The organism is Georgenia sp. SYP-B2076, from assembly GCF_003991205.1.
In the GTDB taxonomy this organism is placed as follows: Bacteria; Actinomycetota; Actinomycetes; order Actinomycetales; family Actinomycetaceae; genus Georgenia.
The window spans coordinates 21,573-38,046 of the sequence record NZ_RXOZ01000034.1 but is presented as its reverse complement, the minus strand read 5'-3'; the positions used below and the strand labels follow the sequence as shown (position 1 = coordinate 38,046).

General features: G+C 68.0%; 13 protein-coding genes and 1 pseudogene. 9 read left to right on the top strand and 5 right to left on the bottom strand.

All coding sequences use genetic code 11. The annotated features are described in order from the left end of the window. Positions 1 to 15 precede the first annotated feature (15 nt). A pseudogene (locus EJK16_RS20655) lies at positions 16 to 373 on the bottom strand (acetyl-CoA C-acyltransferase); the annotation flags it as partial. A gap of 172 nt (positions 374 to 545) precedes the next feature. Here EJK16_RS20655 and EJK16_RS15585 point away from each other — a divergent pair. The 5 genes from EJK16_RS15585 (at position 546) to EJK16_RS15565 (ending at position 5,432) form a co-directional block, all read left to right on the top strand. Beyond that, positions 546 to 1,148 (top strand): TRAP transporter small permease subunit, encoded by a 603-nt coding sequence (locus tag EJK16_RS15585; protein WP_127130972.1) that lies wholly within the window; start codon positions 546 to 548, stop codon positions 1,146 to 1,148. After that, complete coding sequence (locus EJK16_RS15580; protein WP_127130970.1) at positions 1,145 to 2,629, top strand: TRAP transporter large permease; 1,485 nt, start codon at positions 1,145 to 1,147, stop codon at positions 2,627 to 2,629. Before EJK16_RS15585 ends, EJK16_RS15580 begins: the two co-directional genes overlap by 4 nt. A gap of 163 nt (positions 2,630 to 2,792) precedes the next feature. Next, positions 2,793 to 3,911: a TRAP transporter substrate-binding protein DctP gene (gene dctP / locus EJK16_RS15575; protein ID WP_164737372.1), complete on the top strand. Its 1,119-nt coding sequence runs from the start codon at positions 2,793 to 2,795 to the stop codon at positions 3,909 to 3,911. Positions 3,912 to 3,981: 70 nt separating this feature from the next. After that, on the top strand, positions 3,982 to 4,950 hold the full coding sequence (locus EJK16_RS15570) for an NAD(P)-dependent oxidoreductase (RefSeq protein WP_164737371.1): 969 nt from the start codon (positions 3,982 to 3,984) through the stop codon (positions 4,948 to 4,950). Further along, positions 4,947 to 5,432, top strand: coding sequence for a nuclear transport factor 2 family protein (locus EJK16_RS15565; RefSeq protein ID WP_164737370.1), 486 nt, complete (start codon positions 4,947 to 4,949; stop codon positions 5,430 to 5,432). The genes EJK16_RS15570 and EJK16_RS15565 overlap by 4 nt, the downstream gene beginning before the upstream one ends. Positions 5,433 to 5,584: 152 nt before the next feature. On the opposite strand, the gene EJK16_RS15560 is transcribed toward EJK16_RS15565, so the two are convergent. After that, positions 5,585 to 6,502, bottom strand: coding sequence for a hypothetical protein (locus EJK16_RS15560; RefSeq protein WP_127130961.1), 918 nt, complete (start codon positions 6,500 to 6,502; stop codon positions 5,585 to 5,587). A 164-nt stretch (positions 6,503 to 6,666) separates the two neighbouring features. Further along, entirely contained in the window at positions 6,667 to 7,449 is a 783-nt protein-coding gene (locus EJK16_RS15555; protein WP_127130959.1) for an IclR family transcriptional regulator, read from the bottom strand. A 197-nt stretch (positions 7,450 to 7,646) separates the two neighbouring features. Between EJK16_RS15555 and EJK16_RS15550 the strand changes: the two genes are divergently transcribed. Beyond that, positions 7,647 to 8,633 carry a PDR/VanB family oxidoreductase gene (locus EJK16_RS15550; RefSeq protein ID WP_127130957.1) on the top strand — a complete coding sequence of 329 codons (987 nt, stop codon included), beginning with the start codon at positions 7,647 to 7,649 and terminating at the stop codon, positions 8,631 to 8,633. Positions 8,634 to 8,684: 51 nt separating this feature from the next. Next, positions 8,685 to 9,470 carry an IclR family transcriptional regulator gene (locus tag EJK16_RS15545; protein ID WP_127130955.1) on the top strand — a complete coding sequence of 262 codons (786 nt, stop codon included), beginning with the start codon at positions 8,685 to 8,687 and terminating at the stop codon, positions 9,468 to 9,470. A gap of 210 nt (positions 9,471 to 9,680) precedes the next feature. On the opposite strand, the gene EJK16_RS15540 is transcribed toward EJK16_RS15545, so the two are convergent. Then, positions 9,681 to 10,922: a cytochrome P450 gene (locus EJK16_RS15540; RefSeq protein ID WP_127130953.1), complete on the bottom strand. Its 1,242-nt coding sequence runs from the start codon at positions 10,920 to 10,922 to the stop codon at positions 9,681 to 9,683. Between the two features lie 325 nt (positions 10,923 to 11,247). Between EJK16_RS15540 and EJK16_RS15535 the strand changes: the two genes are divergently transcribed. Both EJK16_RS15535 and EJK16_RS15530 read left to right on the top strand, forming a co-directional pair. Further along, positions 11,248 to 12,663 (top strand): FAD-dependent oxidoreductase, encoded by a 1,416-nt coding sequence (locus EJK16_RS15535; RefSeq protein ID WP_127130951.1) that lies wholly within the window; start codon positions 11,248 to 11,250, stop codon positions 12,661 to 12,663. Positions 12,664 to 13,269: 606 nt separating this feature from the next. After that, entirely contained in the window at positions 13,270 to 13,899 is a 630-nt protein-coding gene (locus EJK16_RS15530; RefSeq protein WP_127130949.1) for a hypothetical protein, read from the top strand. A gap of 1,022 nt (positions 13,900 to 14,921) precedes the next feature. On the opposite strand, the gene EJK16_RS15525 is transcribed toward EJK16_RS15530, so the two are convergent. Continuing rightward, positions 14,922 to 16,397 (bottom strand): cytosine permease, encoded by a 1,476-nt coding sequence (locus EJK16_RS15525; protein ID WP_127130947.1) that lies wholly within the window; start codon positions 16,395 to 16,397, stop codon positions 14,922 to 14,924. Positions 16,398 to 16,474 lie beyond the last annotated feature (77 nt).

Sequence of the window (16,474 nt, the reverse complement as noted above, 5' to 3'; positions counted from 1 at the left end):
CCGCCGCGGCTCGTGGAGCACCTTTCGCGAGGCCTCCACCGGGGCCGGGCCATGATCTCGGGAGGAGGCCGCTGGCGGCGGTCGACACGATGCGCGCGAGCGCGTGAGGGCCAGCTCCCTGGCACGGTTGTCGCTCATAATCACCAGCGCCGCAGCGCCTCCGTTGAGGGGGCACGCGTTGCCGGCCGTCACGTCGCCACGAGGCCGGAAAGGTCGGCTCCAGCCGCGAGACTGGCTCCAGGGAGGCGCCGGGCCGTGGGCTGTCGTCGGCGCCGCGCGCTGTCCCGTCGGGGAGCGTGACCGCCCTGTCCTCCCCGCACCCACGACCCGTCCGCGATGGGCCTTCCTCGGCCAGGTTCTGAAGTCTCGCCGCGCAAGTTCCAGAGGCTGGAAACGTGCGGAATCGCACAAACGTCACGGTTAGCGTGATGCCCTCGCCGTGTCGCAAACGAAGGAGTTGGCGAAATGTTTGATGACCATGTCGTGGGGCGTGTAGACCGTGTCGAGGTCGGCGTCCTTCGTGATTTTGTGAGGGGGTGTCGCCCATGATCGGAAAGTTCGATGGAGCCGTCGCAAAGGTCTCCAACGTCCTGGGCATGGTCTCCGGCGTGGTCACCGTGCTGCTCATGGCGGTGATCCTGGCCGACGTCGTGCATCGTCTCCTGAGAGGTGGTTCCCTCGTAGGGGCCTACGAGCTCGCCTCGGCGCTCCTCGTGGTCATTGTCTTCACCGGCATCTCCTACGTGGAGCGCGCCGACGGCAACGTGAAGGTCACCTTGCTCACCGACCGCCTACCCGTCCGGGTCGCGGCCGCCGTCCGCGCGGCCGGCACGCTGGTCGCGCTCGTCGTCGTGCTGTGGTTCACCCGCGCCACCGCGATGGAAGCCATCGCGTCCTTCAGGGTCCGTGAAGTGCAGGCGGGCGTCGTCGACTTCCCGATCTGGCCCATCAAGATCATGGTCGTGCTCGGCTTCTTCGCGCTGATCTTCGAGTTCCTCGTGAGGTTCCTCAAGCAGGCGAGCCTCGTGGTCGCGCCCGCGCCCACCCCGGCGGCGGAGGTTGACGGCAACGCCGAAGGCGCCAACGCCAACGACGACGCGTCCTCAGTCTCGATGATGGCAGGCGTCGGCGGAGGTGAGCGCGCATGAGCGTCGAGCTGATCCTCGTCATCGTCGGAATCGTCTTCCTGGCCCTGCTCGTCGCCGAGACGCCCATCGCCTTCTGTCTCGCCGGCGCCGGTGCCTTGGGAATCGTCTTGTTGAAGTCCGTCGGCGTGGCCGACGGCGCCATGGGCACCGTCCCGTTCATCGCCACCAGTAAATACGGCCTCACCGTCATCCCCATGTACGTGTTGCTCGGCATGCTCGCCCTCCATGGGAAGCTCGCCACCCGGCTGTACGCGGTGGCGAGTCGGCTCTTGGGCTGGCTCCCCGGCGGGCTCGGTATCGCCACGGTCGGGGCGTGCGCCGGCTTCGCGGCAGTCTCGGGTTCGAGCATCGCCACGGCAGCGACGATCGGCAAGCTCGCGACGGCCGAGATGCGCCGCTACGGCTACCCGCCGGCCCTGGCGGGCGGCGTGGTCGCTGCCGCCGGATCCCTCGGCGTCCTGATCCCGCCGAGCATCCTCATCGTCATGTATTCGATCCTGGCCGAGGTCTCGATCGGCAACATGCTGGTCGCAGGCATCGTGCCCGGCATCGTCCTGGCGGGTGCCTACGCCGTCTATGTGCTCATCCGAGCCAAGAACCTCAATCTCGGCGCGGGAACCACCCTGGCGGCCGAGCTCGCCATCGCTGGCGGCCTCTCCACCACCACTACCCGGACGGCGGCGGCCACCGCCCAGTCAACCGCCTCCACTCGCGCCATGAACGCGGCACCGGGGAGTGCCCACACAGGCGGCGGCACCGCCGTCGCCACGCTCGAGCGCGACGACGACCCTGCGGCGCCGGAGAACCCGACGTCGTTCCAGATGGTGCGTGCCGTTGTCTGGATCGTCCTCATCTTCACCGCGATCCTGAGCGGTCTGTTCACCGGGGTGTTCACGGTGATCGAGTCGGCCGCCGTCGGGGCTCTCCTCGCGCTGGTCATGATGGTCGTGGAGTCCGGCAAGTCCGGTCCCCGCGTCGTCCTGCGCCGTCTGAAAGACTCCGCGCTGGAATCGACGTCCGTCATCGCCATGGCGTTCGGCATGGTCATCGGGGCGATGATCCTGACCCGCTTCCTGGTCATGGCACGGGTGCCGAACCGGCTCAGCGAATGGATTACCAGCCTCGACGTCGCACCAGCGATCATCGTGATCGCCATCCTGCTGAGCCTCATCCCGCTCGGCATGTTCCTGGAGTCGCTCTCGATCCTGGTGATCGTGGTGCCCCTGGTGGCACCTGTCGTCCACGACCTGGGGTTCGACCCGATCTGGTTCGGCATCCTCTTCGTCATGATGGTCGAGCTCGGGCTCATCACCCCGCCCGTGGGAATGAACGTCTTCGTTACGTCGACGACGTCGAGAATCCCGATCGAGAAGGTCTTCCGCGGTGCGATGCCGTTCTTCCTCGTCTCGCTCGTGGTCGTCGCCCTGCTCTTCGTCTTCCCGGAGATCGTGACCTGGCTGCCCGACCTGCTGCCTGACTAAGACCGGACCCACGAATAAGCGAGTCACGCCCGCCGCACGTGACAGACACTCGCGCGCGTCGGAGCCCCGCAACTAACCGCAGCTCATCCCTGTCCTTGCAGGCACAGCGGTCCATCCACCTGCCCGTCACCATCGGGTCCATCAATCTTGAGGAGCAATCCCCGTGAAAAAGTCCAACCTCATCCCCGCGGTCGCCGCAGCCGGTGCCATCGCCATCGTCCTCGCTGGTTGTAGCACCCCGTCATCCGCATCCGATGGTGACGGCACGAGCGAGGTCACGATCAGCTACGCGTCCTTCGTCGACGAGAAGAACCCCCACAGCCTCGCTTTCCAGGAGTGGGCCGACCAGGTTACTGAGGCGACCGACGGCGCCGTGACGTTCGAGCCCAACTACAACGGCTCGCTGTGCGCGGCCGGGGAGATCGTTGCCTGTGTCGGCACGGGCACGGCGGACATGGGCTTCACCTCCGCCGCCTACGAGCCCTCCCTCCTGCCGATCACCATGTTCGGCACCATCGGCGTCGTCACGAACGACGCCCAGGCCCAGGCCGATGCCGGCACCGCCCTCTACGAGGAGTCCGAAGAGCTGCAGGCCGAGTTCGAGGGCCAGGGCATCCGCCTCATGTTCAACACGCCCGCCGCCCCGAACGTCCTCGCCTCGGCGGAGGAGTTCGCCGACCTCGACGCCCTCAACGGCTCCACCATCCGCGCCGCTGGCGAGGCCGCCATCGCCCTGGAGAGGCTCGGCGTGAGCCCGGTCAACATGGCGATCGCGGAGGTCTACGAGTCGATCGAGCGTGGCGTCGTCAGCGGCATCCAGACGTCGATCGACGGCATCTCCTCCAGCCGCCTCTTCGAGGTGGCGCCGCACATCTACGACGTCGGTGAGTACATGGGCAACGGCGTGCTCCTGCACACCATCATCAACCAGGACCTCTGGGAGAGCCTGAGCCCCGAGGCCCAGGACGCCATGACTGCGGCGGCTGACGACGTCGGCGGCCGGTTCGTGGCGGACTTCGCCCGCGCCGGCGCCGAGAGTGACTGCACCAAGATCATCGACGCCGGCGGCACGGTGCAGCCGATCGGCCCGTCGGAGGACGGCGTCGCGTGGGCCAAGGCCGCCCAGGATGACCAGATCACCAAGTGGGTCAAGGATGCGAGCGGTGCGATCGATGACCCCCGCGCCCTGTTCGACCGATTCGTCGAGCTCGTCGAGGAGCGCGAGAGCGCGGACGACGCATTCACCCCCGCCGGCGTCTGCATGGAGATGCAGGGCGCCTGACGCTCCCCTCAGACCAGTGACGGCACCAGGCGGGGGCGCCCGCCGTCGCAACACGATCAGTAAGGAAGTCATGGAGACAGTACTCGTCACCGGCGGGTCCGGGATGCTCGGTTCAGCGGTAGCGGCCGGCCTCGTCCGCGCCGGCCACCAGGCCGTGGTGTTCGACCAGCGGATCAACGAGCAGAACATCGGCTCGATCCGCGACCTGGTCACCCTGATCCAGGGTGACGTCTGCGACCGCGGTCAGCTCGCGGCCGTCGTCACCGAGCACCGGGTCACCCGCATCATCCACCTCGCCGCGCTGCTCTCCGTGCACGTCCAGGCGGACCCCGACCGCGGGCTCCGGGTCAACGCCCTGGGCACCAACAACGTGTTCGACGTCGCCACCCGCCTGGGCGTCGAGCGCGTGGTGTGGGCGAGCACTGCCGCCGTCTACGGCCGCAAGCATCATTACGAGGAGCTCGTAGGCCGCGGCGGCGCGATGAGCGAGACCGATGCCCCCACGCCCCGGGACATCTACTCCGCCACCAAGCTGCTGTGCGAGCTCCTGGCGCAGCGCTACGCCGCCGAGGGGCTCGACGTCGTCGGCCTGCGCCCCGTGACCACCTATGGTCTGGGTCTGCAGACCGGCGCCGTGGGGGAGCTGCTCGCCGCGATCGGTGAGGCATCGGAGGGGCGCACCGGCCATGTGGGCAAGTACTGGTCCGAGGACGCCCACATCAACCCGATCTTCGCGGTCGACTGTGCGTCCCAGTTCATCGAGACCTGTCTGCACCCGAAACCGCTCCAGCAGCCCATCTACAACACGGGCACGGGTGAGTACGTCACGATCGGGCAGATGATGCGGGTGGCCACCGAGCTGACCGGCGCGCCGATCCTGTTCGACCAGCAGGTGGGGGACATGGAGGTCTTCGACTGCGTCGATTGCGACTCGACGGCCCTGCGGGAGGAGCTCGGGTGGGAGGCGCAGTACGACCTGCGCACCGCGGTCGAGGCCTGCATCGCCGAATTCCGGCGCACCGCACGGGAGGCGGCGTGACGTCCGTGACGAACGCCCAGCAGAACGCAGGGAAGTGTGCCGTGGAGGCCCTCACCCGCGACGACGTGGTGAACGTCGTCGGCCGCTATGCGGACTGCCTCGACCGGCGTGACTTCGTGGCGTTCCAGGAGCTGTTCACCGAGGATCTCGTGGCCGAGTACGCGGGCGGTGATCCCGTCACCGGACGTGACGGGATCGTCGGGTTCGTGCAGCGGGTGGCGCTCGCGGACCTCACCCAGCACTTCCTCGTGCCCAACGTCGTCGAGTGTGACGGTGCCACGGCGTCGGTGTCGTTCCACGGTGTCGCCGTGGCCGTCACCGGGGAGCGTGCCGTGGTTCGTGGGCTGACGTACACGGCGCAGCTCGTCGCCACGCCCGACGGCGCGCAGATCCGGGGGATCCAGCAGCAGGCGCTGTGGGCCACCGAGATGGACGTCACACAGAACCCCGGGGCGCTGTTCGCCGGCGGCGCCCCGAGGTAAGTGGGGTACGAAGCGCTCACCGCGCCTGGCGCGACGCCGAAACGTCCACCACACGTAGACCGGACGGCACTGCGGTTTACCTGGCGTCGTGCCGGGTAAGCCGCAGTCGTGTCTGTCCGGTGGCCTCGCGCGGGGTTCTCGCGCGACCAACCTCAGCTGGCCTGGGTGAACCCCCACACGGCTCCGAATGAGCCTGCCGGCACCGTGTGGATGCCCTCGGCGGATCGGGAGAACTCGATGTCCTGCCCGGCCAGGTGTCCGGCCACGGCGTCGAGGTCGGTCACACGGAAGGTGATGCCGACGTACTGGTCGGCCAGGGTGTCCTCACCCGAGATGACGTCGCGGATCGGCTGCGTCCGCGGCGTCGCGAACCGCATGACGGACTTCGCGTACAAGACCTCCACGAATTCGGCGTCCAGGCGCTCGCTGTACCCCTCGCCGAGGATCTGCCCGCCCAGGACCTCCACGAACAAACGGAGCGCGCGCTCGCGGTCGTGGGTCAGCACGGTGTGGTGGGCGCTGGTGATGATGCCCAGCGGATCCTCGGGGGAGACGACGTCGGGCCGCCATGCGGGGTCGAGGCGCGGGTCGGCGAGCTGGGAGTACTTGGGCCAGTGCCGCCGGCCCATCCGGTAGAACTCGTAGGTCAGCCCCGTGTCCTCCGGCAGCGTCCAGATCATGGGGCAGTCCCAGACCAGGTTGGACGGTGGCACGTCGCCGTCGTGGATGATGTTGCCTTCCTGGTCCCGGGTGCGGAAGCCGTTGCGCTCCAGGTCGCGTGCGACGTCCTCGATGTGGTCGGTGTACCAGGCGATGTCGACCAGGCCCGCACCCTCGCGGTAGACGGACGCGCTGCGGTCGCCCGGCAGCTTCAGCAGGGACGGGCACAGGACGTCGAGGCTCACGTCACCGACCACGAAGAAGTAGGAGTAGTTGATCGGGTAGTCCGGGTTGAGCACGGCGAGGTCGAACTTGTCCTCCCACCGCACCGCGCGTCGGCCGAACACGCGGCGGAACCATCGGGCCGCATCCTCCAGGTCCTCGACGACCAGCGTGGGGTGGAACATCATCGGGTATGGATTGAACAACGGGCGGTCCCTTCGCGCGTCCAACAGATCTCGCGACGCTAACAACGGCGCAGGACCCGACGGGCGGGACTTCCCGTGCGCGGAAACCCCGACGGCGGCCCGCGCCCTGAGCGTGCCGGTGGACAGTTCGAAGGTCGGCCGGTGGGTCAGCTCGAGGGTTCGTTGTCCCATGCGCTGCGCAGCTCGGCGCGGACGAGCTCGCACGTGCGTAGCAGGGCCTGCCCATGCTTCTCCGCGATCGATCGGTCGAAGCGCACCGTCGGTGCAGCGATCGAGAGCCCCGCATGCAGGTCCCTCTCAGGGAGGCTGATCGACGCTCCCAGGGCGCCGACCCCCGGTTCGACCTCCTCCTCGTTGAGCCCGTACTGGCGCTGACGGACCTCCCCGAGCGCGGCGAGGATCTCCGTCACCGACCCGGGGCCATTGCCGGCGCTCGGGGGTACGCCCTCGGCGTACAGCGCCACGACGGTGCGGGGATCCATCTCGGCGAGCACCGCCTTGCCGGCAGCCGCGGCGTGGGCCGGTACGGAGGTGCCGGTCCGCAGGGTGACGCGCAGGTTGTGGTGGCTCTCGAAGCCGTCCAGCAGCTTGACCTCCTGCCCGGACAGGATCAGGAGGTGGACCGTCTCCTGGACGGTCGCGTTCAGGTCCTGGAGAAACGGGCGGACGATCCGGATGAGGTGAGGGATGCGTTCCTCCACCCGCGGGCCGAGGATCCGCGGCCCGGGGCGGTAGAGACGGTCCTCACCCTGGATGACGTAGCCACGGAACGCCATGGTCGAGAGCAGCCGGTGCGTCGTCGAGGCGGCGACGTTCAGAGCGCGGGCGGCGTCGTGCACGCCCAGCTCGCCACGGGCTGACACCAGCGTCAGGAGCATCAGAGCGCGGTCCACCGACTGGACGGCGTACGGGTCAGTGTTGTGCTGCACAGAACAACCCTAGCGTCATGTTGTGCAAGACACACTCCGTGTGGCTTCATTGTCTTGGTTCGACCGATTGCTCCAGGTATCTGGTGGCGATCGACGTCGAAGTGGGGCCTCGCGAATGAGGCAAGGTCGCGCGAGCCCCACTCGCACGGTGACGCAGGACGATCCGGCGTCGTTCCGAACATGTAGGGAGCAGATCAATGTCAGTTGGCAGCGTTGCCACGGCGCGACGAACCGACCGATCCGTCGAGGTGACCCTCGACGCCCGGGTGGTGGCGAAGGAGCCTGTAGCGGCCGATACCATCCGTCTCGTCCTGGATCCGGTCGGCGAGCCTTTTCCCACGTGGGAGCCGGGCGCGCACATCGACCTGCGCCTCGGGCCGGACCTCGTCCGCCAGTACTCGCTCTGCGGCGATCCTGACGCTCCTTACTGGGAGGTGGCGGTGCTGCGCGAGCCCGACGGCAAGGGTGGGTCGCGCCACGTCCACGAGGACCTGGCCGTCGGCGACATCGTCGAGGTCCGCGGGCCCCGCAACCATTTCAGCCTCGCGCCGGCCGAGGAGTATCTCTTCATCGCCGGCGGCATCGGCATCACTCCCATCCTGCCCATGCTCCGGGCGGCGCAGGCGAGCGGGACACCGTGGCGCCTGGTCTACGGTGGGCGCACGCAGAGCTCGATGGCCTTCCGTGACGAGCTGCAGGCTCTCTACGGAGACCTGGTCGCACTCCACCCGCAGGATGAGACCGGCCTGCTGGACCTCGCCCGCCTCGTCAGTGCGTGCAGCCCGTCCACGCAGATCTACAGCTGCGGCCCGGCGGGCCTGCTCGGCGCCCTCGAGGTGCTCTGCACCGGCGACTCAGCACCGCGCCTGCACGTGGAACGGTTCGTGCCGAAGGAGCTCGACCCGTCAGTCGAGGACCACGAGTTCGAGGTGGTCCTGGAGCGCTCGGGGCTCGAGCTGACGGTGCCCGTCGGGCGCTCCGTGCTCGAGGTGGTCGAGGACGCCGGCATCTACGTCGAGTCCCAGTGCCGCGCCGGAACTTGCGGCACCTGCGAGACCGACGTGATCGACGGCGAACCGGACCACCGTGACTCGCTACTCGACGAGGACGAGCGCGCCAGCTGCGAAACGATGATGATCTGCGTCTCGCGAGCCCGCTGCCCCCGCCTGGTGCTCGATCTCTAGCCCGGTCCGATCAGCGCACCGAAGCAACCTGTGTCAACGCCGCGAGAAGGAATGACCGTGGAGAACAATCTTTACCAGAAGCCAGCGTACGTCCTCGGGTCCGTGGACAAGGTCCTGCAGCTCCTCCAGCTGCTCCGGGACACGGGCTCGATCCGGCTTCTCGACGCTGCGCACGAGCTTGACGTCTCGCCGTCGACGGCGCATCGCCTCCTGTCCATGCTCGTGTACCGCGGCTACGCCGTGCAGAACGACGGGCGTCGCTACTTTGCCGGCCCGGCTTTCGGTGCCAAGGCGGCAGCCCCGACGGCGGCGCTGTCGGTCAAGAACGCCGTCCGCCCGTACATGGATGAGTTGGCCGCTGAGACAGGGGAGTCGGTCAGCCTGATGATCCGTGTGGGGCTGGACGTCCGGTTCCTGAGCACGGTGGAAGGGCGCCACACGTCTTGTGTGGGGGACCGCCGCGGCGCCGTGCTCCCGGCGTACAAGACGGCCGGCGGGAAGGCGATGCTGGCGCTGTTGGATGAGGTGAGCGTGGCGCGCCTATTCCGCGCGGAGGAGCACACCGTGGACATTGCAGGGCTGCTGCGTGAGCTCAGCCTCATCCGGCGCCAGGGCTTCGCCGCGAACGTGCAGTCCGCTGAGCGGGGTATCTGTGGCGTTGGCGTTGCGCTGCAGGGGCACGACGGTTGGGTGGGGGCGCTGGCTGTCGCGAGCCCGTCCAAGCGGTTCGAGGCGCACGTGCGCAACGGCCTCATCGGCAGGGTTATCGGCGCGCGCAACAGGATCGAGGCGGACCTCTTCCAGCACCGAGAGGTCCAACTGGCCGCTTCCGTCTGACGCCGAGTGGCGCGGTAGCAGCTGAGAGGTGGCGGCAACGGCCCGGGAGGGCCGTTGCCGCCATCTGTTGTATGCGCGCAGTCATCGTCGACCGGAGCGCGCACAACGCGCCCGGAGACGGACGCCACGACCGTGCGAACCCATGCCTGGGAAGCAAACAGTCCGGCCCCGGGCTCTCGCCCGGGGCCCGACTCGCGACTCTGGCGCCGGCTACACCGTCGGGTTGAGCGCCACGTCCAGCTGACGGATGCGGAACGTGATCTCGTGGGGCCCACCCACGGGGATCTCTTCGATGGGAGTCGCCCGCGTCATCTTCGGCCAGGCCGCGAAGAGGACCTCGAGAGACTCCTCGAGCTCAGCGCGGGCCAGGAGCTGCCCGATGCACTGGTGGGGGCCGAACCCGAACGCGAGGTGGTCCGCGGCATTCGCGCGGCGCAGGTCGAGCTTCTCCGGGTCGGGGAACTTCGTCTCGTCCTTGTTGGCCGAGGCGTTAGCGATGATGGCGCCGTCCCCGACGGAGAGCAGCTGGTCCCCGATGGTGATCTCGGCCTTGACCGCCCGCCGCTGGGACGTCTGGTTGGGGGAGGTGAACCGCAAGAGCTCGTTCACCGCGTTGGCGACGTACTGGCGGTCGGAGAGATTCTCGACGAAATCCGCCAGCTGGTCGCGGTTGTCCAGCAGCGCGAGGATGCTCAGCGCCATCGCGTTCGCGGTGGACTCGAATCCTCCCGCCAGCAGCATGCGCGCATAGCCGATCACCTGGTCACGCGTGATGGCACCCTTGAGGAGGTGCTTGGAGACCAGGTGACCGAGCATGTCATCGGTGGGAGCGTCGATCTTGGCCTGGACGAGACCCTCGAGGTAGGCCGTCAGCTTCTCGCCGGCCGCGGCCGCGACCTCGGCGGTCGAGTCCCCGGAGAGGAACAGGGCGCCCTGCTCCGCGAAGAAGTCACGATCGTCGTACGGCACTCCGAGCAGCTCGCAGATCGCGTAGCCCGGGATGAAGCGGGTGTACCTGTCGACGACGTCCACCACGCCCGAGGGATCAAAGTCGTCGACGAGCTCTTGCGCGTACGCGCGCACGACCGGTCGGATCTTCTCGACGGCGCGGCGCGAGAGCCCGCGCTGGATCATCGCCTTCTCGGTCAGCTGCTCCGGCGGGTCCATCGTGCGGAGGTTGCGCTCCTTGTCGATCGTCGCGGCGAGGGCGGGGCTACCCGAGGGGTACCCGGCGAACTCGGGGTTGTTGCTGAGGTGGTCGTGGCTCAGCGCTGCAGTCTTGCAGTCGTCGTACCGAGTGATGAGCCAGGGCCTGGTGCCGTCCCAGTGGTCGACTCGGGAGACGGGGCACTTACTCCGGAGCTCTGCGAACTCGGCCGGCTGCCCCAGCGGGTCACCCTCAGGCTTGGCGAGAGGAAAGGTCAAGGTTCGTTCTGGGCTGTCCAGGCTCATGGCGAGGCTCCTTAGTGCAATCGACGCTGATGACCCTCACTTTCCGGTCGGGGACGGGCGATTGCCAGGGCTTTCCTCACGGTGAAAAGCAGCCGTGTCGGTGGAGGTCGGAAATGTACGGTCGGGCTTGTTCGGTCGCCGGCCGAGAGTTCGATCCGGCGGAGTGGATGGCGGTCACTGCGTCCGTGCCGGAGTAGGCGGGCCCCACCACACGACCTCATCTGACGAAGGAGTCCTTGATGACCAGCAGTTGGCGGGGGCGCGGTCGGGCAATCCGCGCAACGGTTTCAGACAGTTCCTCCCGCTCCTCCGGCGAGCGCGTGGCATGACCGCGACAGAGCACGTGTTCGACCTAGTCATCGTGGGTTCTGGTATCGCCGGCCAGACGGCGGCGACCACGGCGGCGGAAGCTGGACTGTCCGTCGTCCTGCTGGAGAAGACGGACACGCTGGGCGGTTCGTCGGCGATGAGCGGGGGCTGGTTCGCGTTCTCCGGGACCGAGGAACAATCTGCTGCAGGTGTGGAGGACTCGGCCGAGCTGTTCCTTCGGGACTTGCTCGAGGTGGGGGAGTACCTCAACGACCGGGCCCTGCTGCAGACCTACCTGGACAACCAGGAGCAGACCTACCGCTGGCTAAAGGCCCACGGCGTGGAGTTCCGCGAGGTCGAGATCAGCTCGGGACAGTCCGCCCGCCGAAGCCACAACTCGGTCATCAAGGAGGTGCTCGCGACGCTGCACCGGGACTTCACCGCGGCCGGCGGCGAGACGCGCCTGGAGCACCGGGCGGTGCGGCTGGTGCGCGACGGCGTGGGCACGGTCACCGGTGTCGGTGCCCAGACCCCGAACGGTGAGAGGCTGTTCACCGGACGCGGCGGCGTCGTCCTGGCCTCTGGCGGATTCTCGCGCGGCACGGACCTGCTGAAGACCTTCGCGCCCGAGCAGCTCGCGGCCATCCCGTACGGCGGAAAGGGCAACACCGGCGACGGCCTGAAGATGGCGTGGAAGCTGGGCGCGGGCATGGCGGACATGTCCTTCGTCTCCGGCACCTACGGCTCGCACCCCGACACGGGGGAGGAGTTCCACGAGCTCCTCACTGCCTACTACATGGGCGCCATCATCGTGAACCGCGCCGGGAAGCGGTTCGTGGACGAGTCGCAGGACTACAAGACCCTGGGGCGCGTGGTCCTCGGGCAGCCGGAGGGACTCGGCTTCGAGATCTTCGACGCCCGGGTTCGCGCCCAGTCCCACCGCGGGGTGCCGCTGAAGGACATCGACACCCTCGAGGAGATCGGCCACGTATACGAGGCCGGCTCCATTGAGGAGCTCGCCGAGGTCGCCGGCATCGACCCGGCCGGGCTGGCGGAAACGGTGGCCCGGTACAACACGGCGATTGCCGGCCAGGGTGAGGACGAGGTCGGGCGCACGGCCCTGTGCAACGGCGTCGGCGAGCTCACCCCGATCAGCGAGGCGCCCTTCTACGCCTATCCGGCGAAGTCGCTCATGACCACCACCTACTGCGGGATCACGATCAGCCCTCGCGGCGCGGTGGTCGACATCGATGGCGAGATCATCGAGGGTCTGTACGCCGTCGGGGAGGTTACTGGGGGATTCCACGGCGCCGCCTACATGACGGGCACGTCGCTGGGCAAGGGCGCCGTTTTCGGACGTCTTGTCGCGCTCGATGCCGCGGGACGTCGGGGGGCGACCGTGGACCGCGTCCCGGCAAGACAGCACCCATGACACGGCCCGGCACCGCTGGAGGAAGGCGCGGGACTAGTCCACCACCCATGTGCTGGTCCGGCACCGATACCGACGCCGCAGGTATCAGGGCGCTATGGGCCCGGGTGACTGGCTGAGACGACGCACTTTTCGATCCGTGCGGGAACATTCGTCGCGATAACCCCAACGGCGGACGAGTTCATGCCACGGTTGTGCCACGGAATCGGCGCATGCCACGGTTCTGCCACGGGTTGAGCGAGCGTGTTTGCGTGCGATTGCGCGTCATCGCGAACGTCTGCGAAACTTCTCGTCAGGGCGTCGAGATCCGCGGAATGTCGCGGAGATCTTGGGGCTCGGTGAGACCAATCAGTTGTCTTGGCTGGGCGGGTCAGGCGGCTCGCCGACCGGGAGAACGTCGGGGTTCAAATCCCCTAGCTCCACTCCTTGGAGGCCGCTGGTCGGGTAAAAGCCCTGGTCAGCGGCCTTCGGCATTCCCGGGAGTCCTCGCCAGAGAGGACGTCGAGACCCTTGATTCCACGCGAGATTCCACGCTTACGCGTATCACCGCTGCTCGCCGATGCCCATGAACGACCACGGTCGCTGGTGGTCGACGCGGACCTGAGGGGCATGAGCGAGAAGAAGGAACCTCCACTTAACCGCACCCCGATGTGGACGCTCGACGAGCTCTGCGCGAAGCTCCACACCACGCCCGCCACCGTGCACACCTGGGGGCAAACGCGGCACCGCCCCCAAGGCGTACGGCATCGGCCGGCACCTCCTCTTCGAGGAGGCCGACGTCCGCGTCTGGCTGCAGACCCGAGCCACGACAGCCGACCACAAGTCACCGTCCGGCAACGGTTCGGGGTGGTGACCGCCATGGCTCACGACAAGCTCCGGCCGGGCGAGCATGGCGAGATCTTCATCAAGCGGCACAAGAGCGGCAAGTTCCGGGCCCGCGTGCGCGTTCGGCTATTCGACGGCGAGGAGACCCAGGTTTCCCGGAACCGGAAGAGCGGGCCGGCTGCGCGCTTGGCGGTGCAGGCCGAGATCGACGTACTTCTCAACGCGCCGAGAGGGTCGGCCCAGCTCAAGCCGGACAGCCGAGTCGGCCTGGCGGCGCGGCAGTGGATCACCGAGCTGCGCGTGCAGTCCATGTGGCCCAACCCGCCGCGGCGGTCGCAGACGGTCGATGAGTATGAGCGGCTGCTCGGCACGCACCTGGTGCCGAAGCTTGGCAATATCGGCTGCAGGAGTTGACCACCGCGGTCTGCCAGGACTGGATCACCTCGATCGTCGACGGTGGCACGACCTCGTCGAGCGAGACGCGACGGGTGAACTCGGTCCGGCCCTGGCGGTCGACTTCCCGGCGCCAACCTGCCCCCGGGCTGTCGTCCTGCCGGGCGAACAGCTGCACCACACCGCTCAGCAACCCGGCTGCGCGGTAGGTCGCTCCCTGCCAGTGGGCGTACTCGCCGGGGTGGCGAACCTTCGCAGTGATGTACATCCGTCCCCTTCTCAGCAGTCGCCCGTAGCCGGCGACGTTACCGGAGTCTTCGTCTGGCCAGGTGGTCTCAGTCGTCGACGGGCGGGGCCGCGGCGTACTCCTCGTCGGTCACCGGGGTCATCCAGTGCACGGCGTTCTCGCACGTGCTCCGGCCTGTCGGTGCTGTGGCCCGCGTAATCGACGCGGGCCACCCTCATGACGACGGTCAGCAGATCCAGGCGAGCGACGCGTCCGCAGACGGCGGACGAGTTCGTGCCACGGTTGTGCCACGGAATCGGCGCGTGCCGCGGTTCTGCCACGGGTGCGGCAGGCGCGAGCTGTTGTGATTGCGCGTCATCAGGTCTGCCAGAGTAGCGGTGAAGGCCCGAAATCTGCGAGATTCCGCCGTTCTGGACCTTGGCGTTAATAATCACTGGCGGCTTGGCTGGGCGGAGCAACAACCCTCCCACCGGGAGAAGGTCGAGGGTTCGAGTTCCTCTAGCTCAACCGCATGGCCGCTGACCTGCAAGGACGCACACCCGCGGGCATTCTCTTGTCCAGTTTCGTTCGCAATGTGCCGCGACCCGGCTCCACGGTGGTTCGAGTCTGCCCCACGCCCACTGGTACCGGTGGGCTTGGTCCAAGGAGCCGCAGAACGGCTTGCGACCTCCAGTCGAATTCATCTCACCTGCCCTCACGGTTGGCGATTCTATTGGCGCCGGCGGCGCGCCCGGGCGATCGTGGACCCGCGCACGGGTGTGCCCCCTCCGACGTGAGGGGGCACACCCAGCAGCTGTCAGTGCACTGGTGCTTCCTTGAGCTCCTCCACCTCCTTCAGTGCCGCCGTGCCGGCCACGAACCTGGTACCCCGGCCCTCGGGGAGTACGGTCCCGCGCAGCGCCACGTAGACCAACGGGGTGAGGACGAGCGTGACCACGAAACCGAGTGGGAACACTCCGGTCACCAGGAGGAGGTAGGACACGGTGAAGCCCACGGCCATGGCGATCAGGCCGGCCCAGTTCACTCGCTCCACCCGTGCCACCGGGGCGGGCCGGCGCTGGCGCACGATGTAGAAGTCGGTGACCACCAGGGCGGCGAGGGAGAAGGTGGCGATGCCTAGGGCTCCGAGGAACTGGATCAGGACCCCGAGGATCCCGCCCCACACGGCGAGCAGCGCGATGGCGTTGGCAAGCAGCACCATGAGGATGCGGCTGACCTTCTTGCCGAGGAGTGCGTCGACGAGGTTCGTCAGCGAGAGCGAGCCCGCGTACACGTTGATGACTTGGGCCTTGACCTGTGCGGCGTACATGACTACGAAGCCCAGGACCCCCGCCAGGAGGATGAAGTAGGCGCCGGCATTGGAGTGCGCGAGGAATTGCACCTGCTCGGCGGTGGTCTCGCCGACCTGCGCGGCGGCGACCGCGGCGTTGGCGGGGTCTTCGAGGAACCGGGAGACCACGGTGTCGCCGGCCTGGTAGAGCAGGGCGCCGAGGGAGACCACGCCGAAGTTGACGACGATGTTGCCGCCCACCGCCATGATGCGCACGTCCTTCGGTGTGCGTGCGTAGCGGGCGAAGTCTGCGCCGGTGAGGGCCAGCGCCCCGGCCATGCCCACCATGGCGGCCAGCACGCCCATGATCTCGGCCGGTCCCACGTGCTCCGGCTGGACGCCGAAGACCTGGCCGACGCTCAGCTCGGACCGGGTGAGGGCCAGCACGCCGACCCCGATCATGAGCGCGCCCGCCACGAGGGTGAGCACGAGGGAGGTCTTCTGGACCAGCTTGACGCCGAACAGCGCCAGGAAGATCCACAGGGCGGTCAGCGCGCCGTAGATGCCGATCGAGTTCGCCAGGTTCGGTGCCCAGCCCAGCATGAACAGCGTGCCGTTGTAGAGCAGCACGTTCTCGAGGGCCAGGAAGCTGAGGATCATCCACGCGAAGATCAGCGACGCCACGACCGAGCCGGTGGCGCCGAGGCCGTGGAATCGGCTGGTGACGGTGGAGGACATCCCGGTGCTCTGGGACACGCGGCCCACCAGGCTGCCGACCACCGACCCGAACAGGGCCGAGACCAGGGACATGGCGATCGCCCACTTCACGCCGACGAGGTAGCTGGCCGAGCCGCCGATGAGCAGCATCGCCAGGGTGGTGCCGACGCCGGCGGTGTTGGAGAGCAGTGCCCAGCCGCTCTGCCGGTCGGCGGCGGCTACCGGGTTGAGGACGTTGTCCTCCATCTGCTCGCGCAGGGTGGGGGTGGTTCGCTCTGAGCTCATGGCATTCTCCTTCGAATACGAGCTGAGGGCGCACACCGCCCGGGCCTCGTCGCGCGCGTACCGCGCGCAACGAGGCT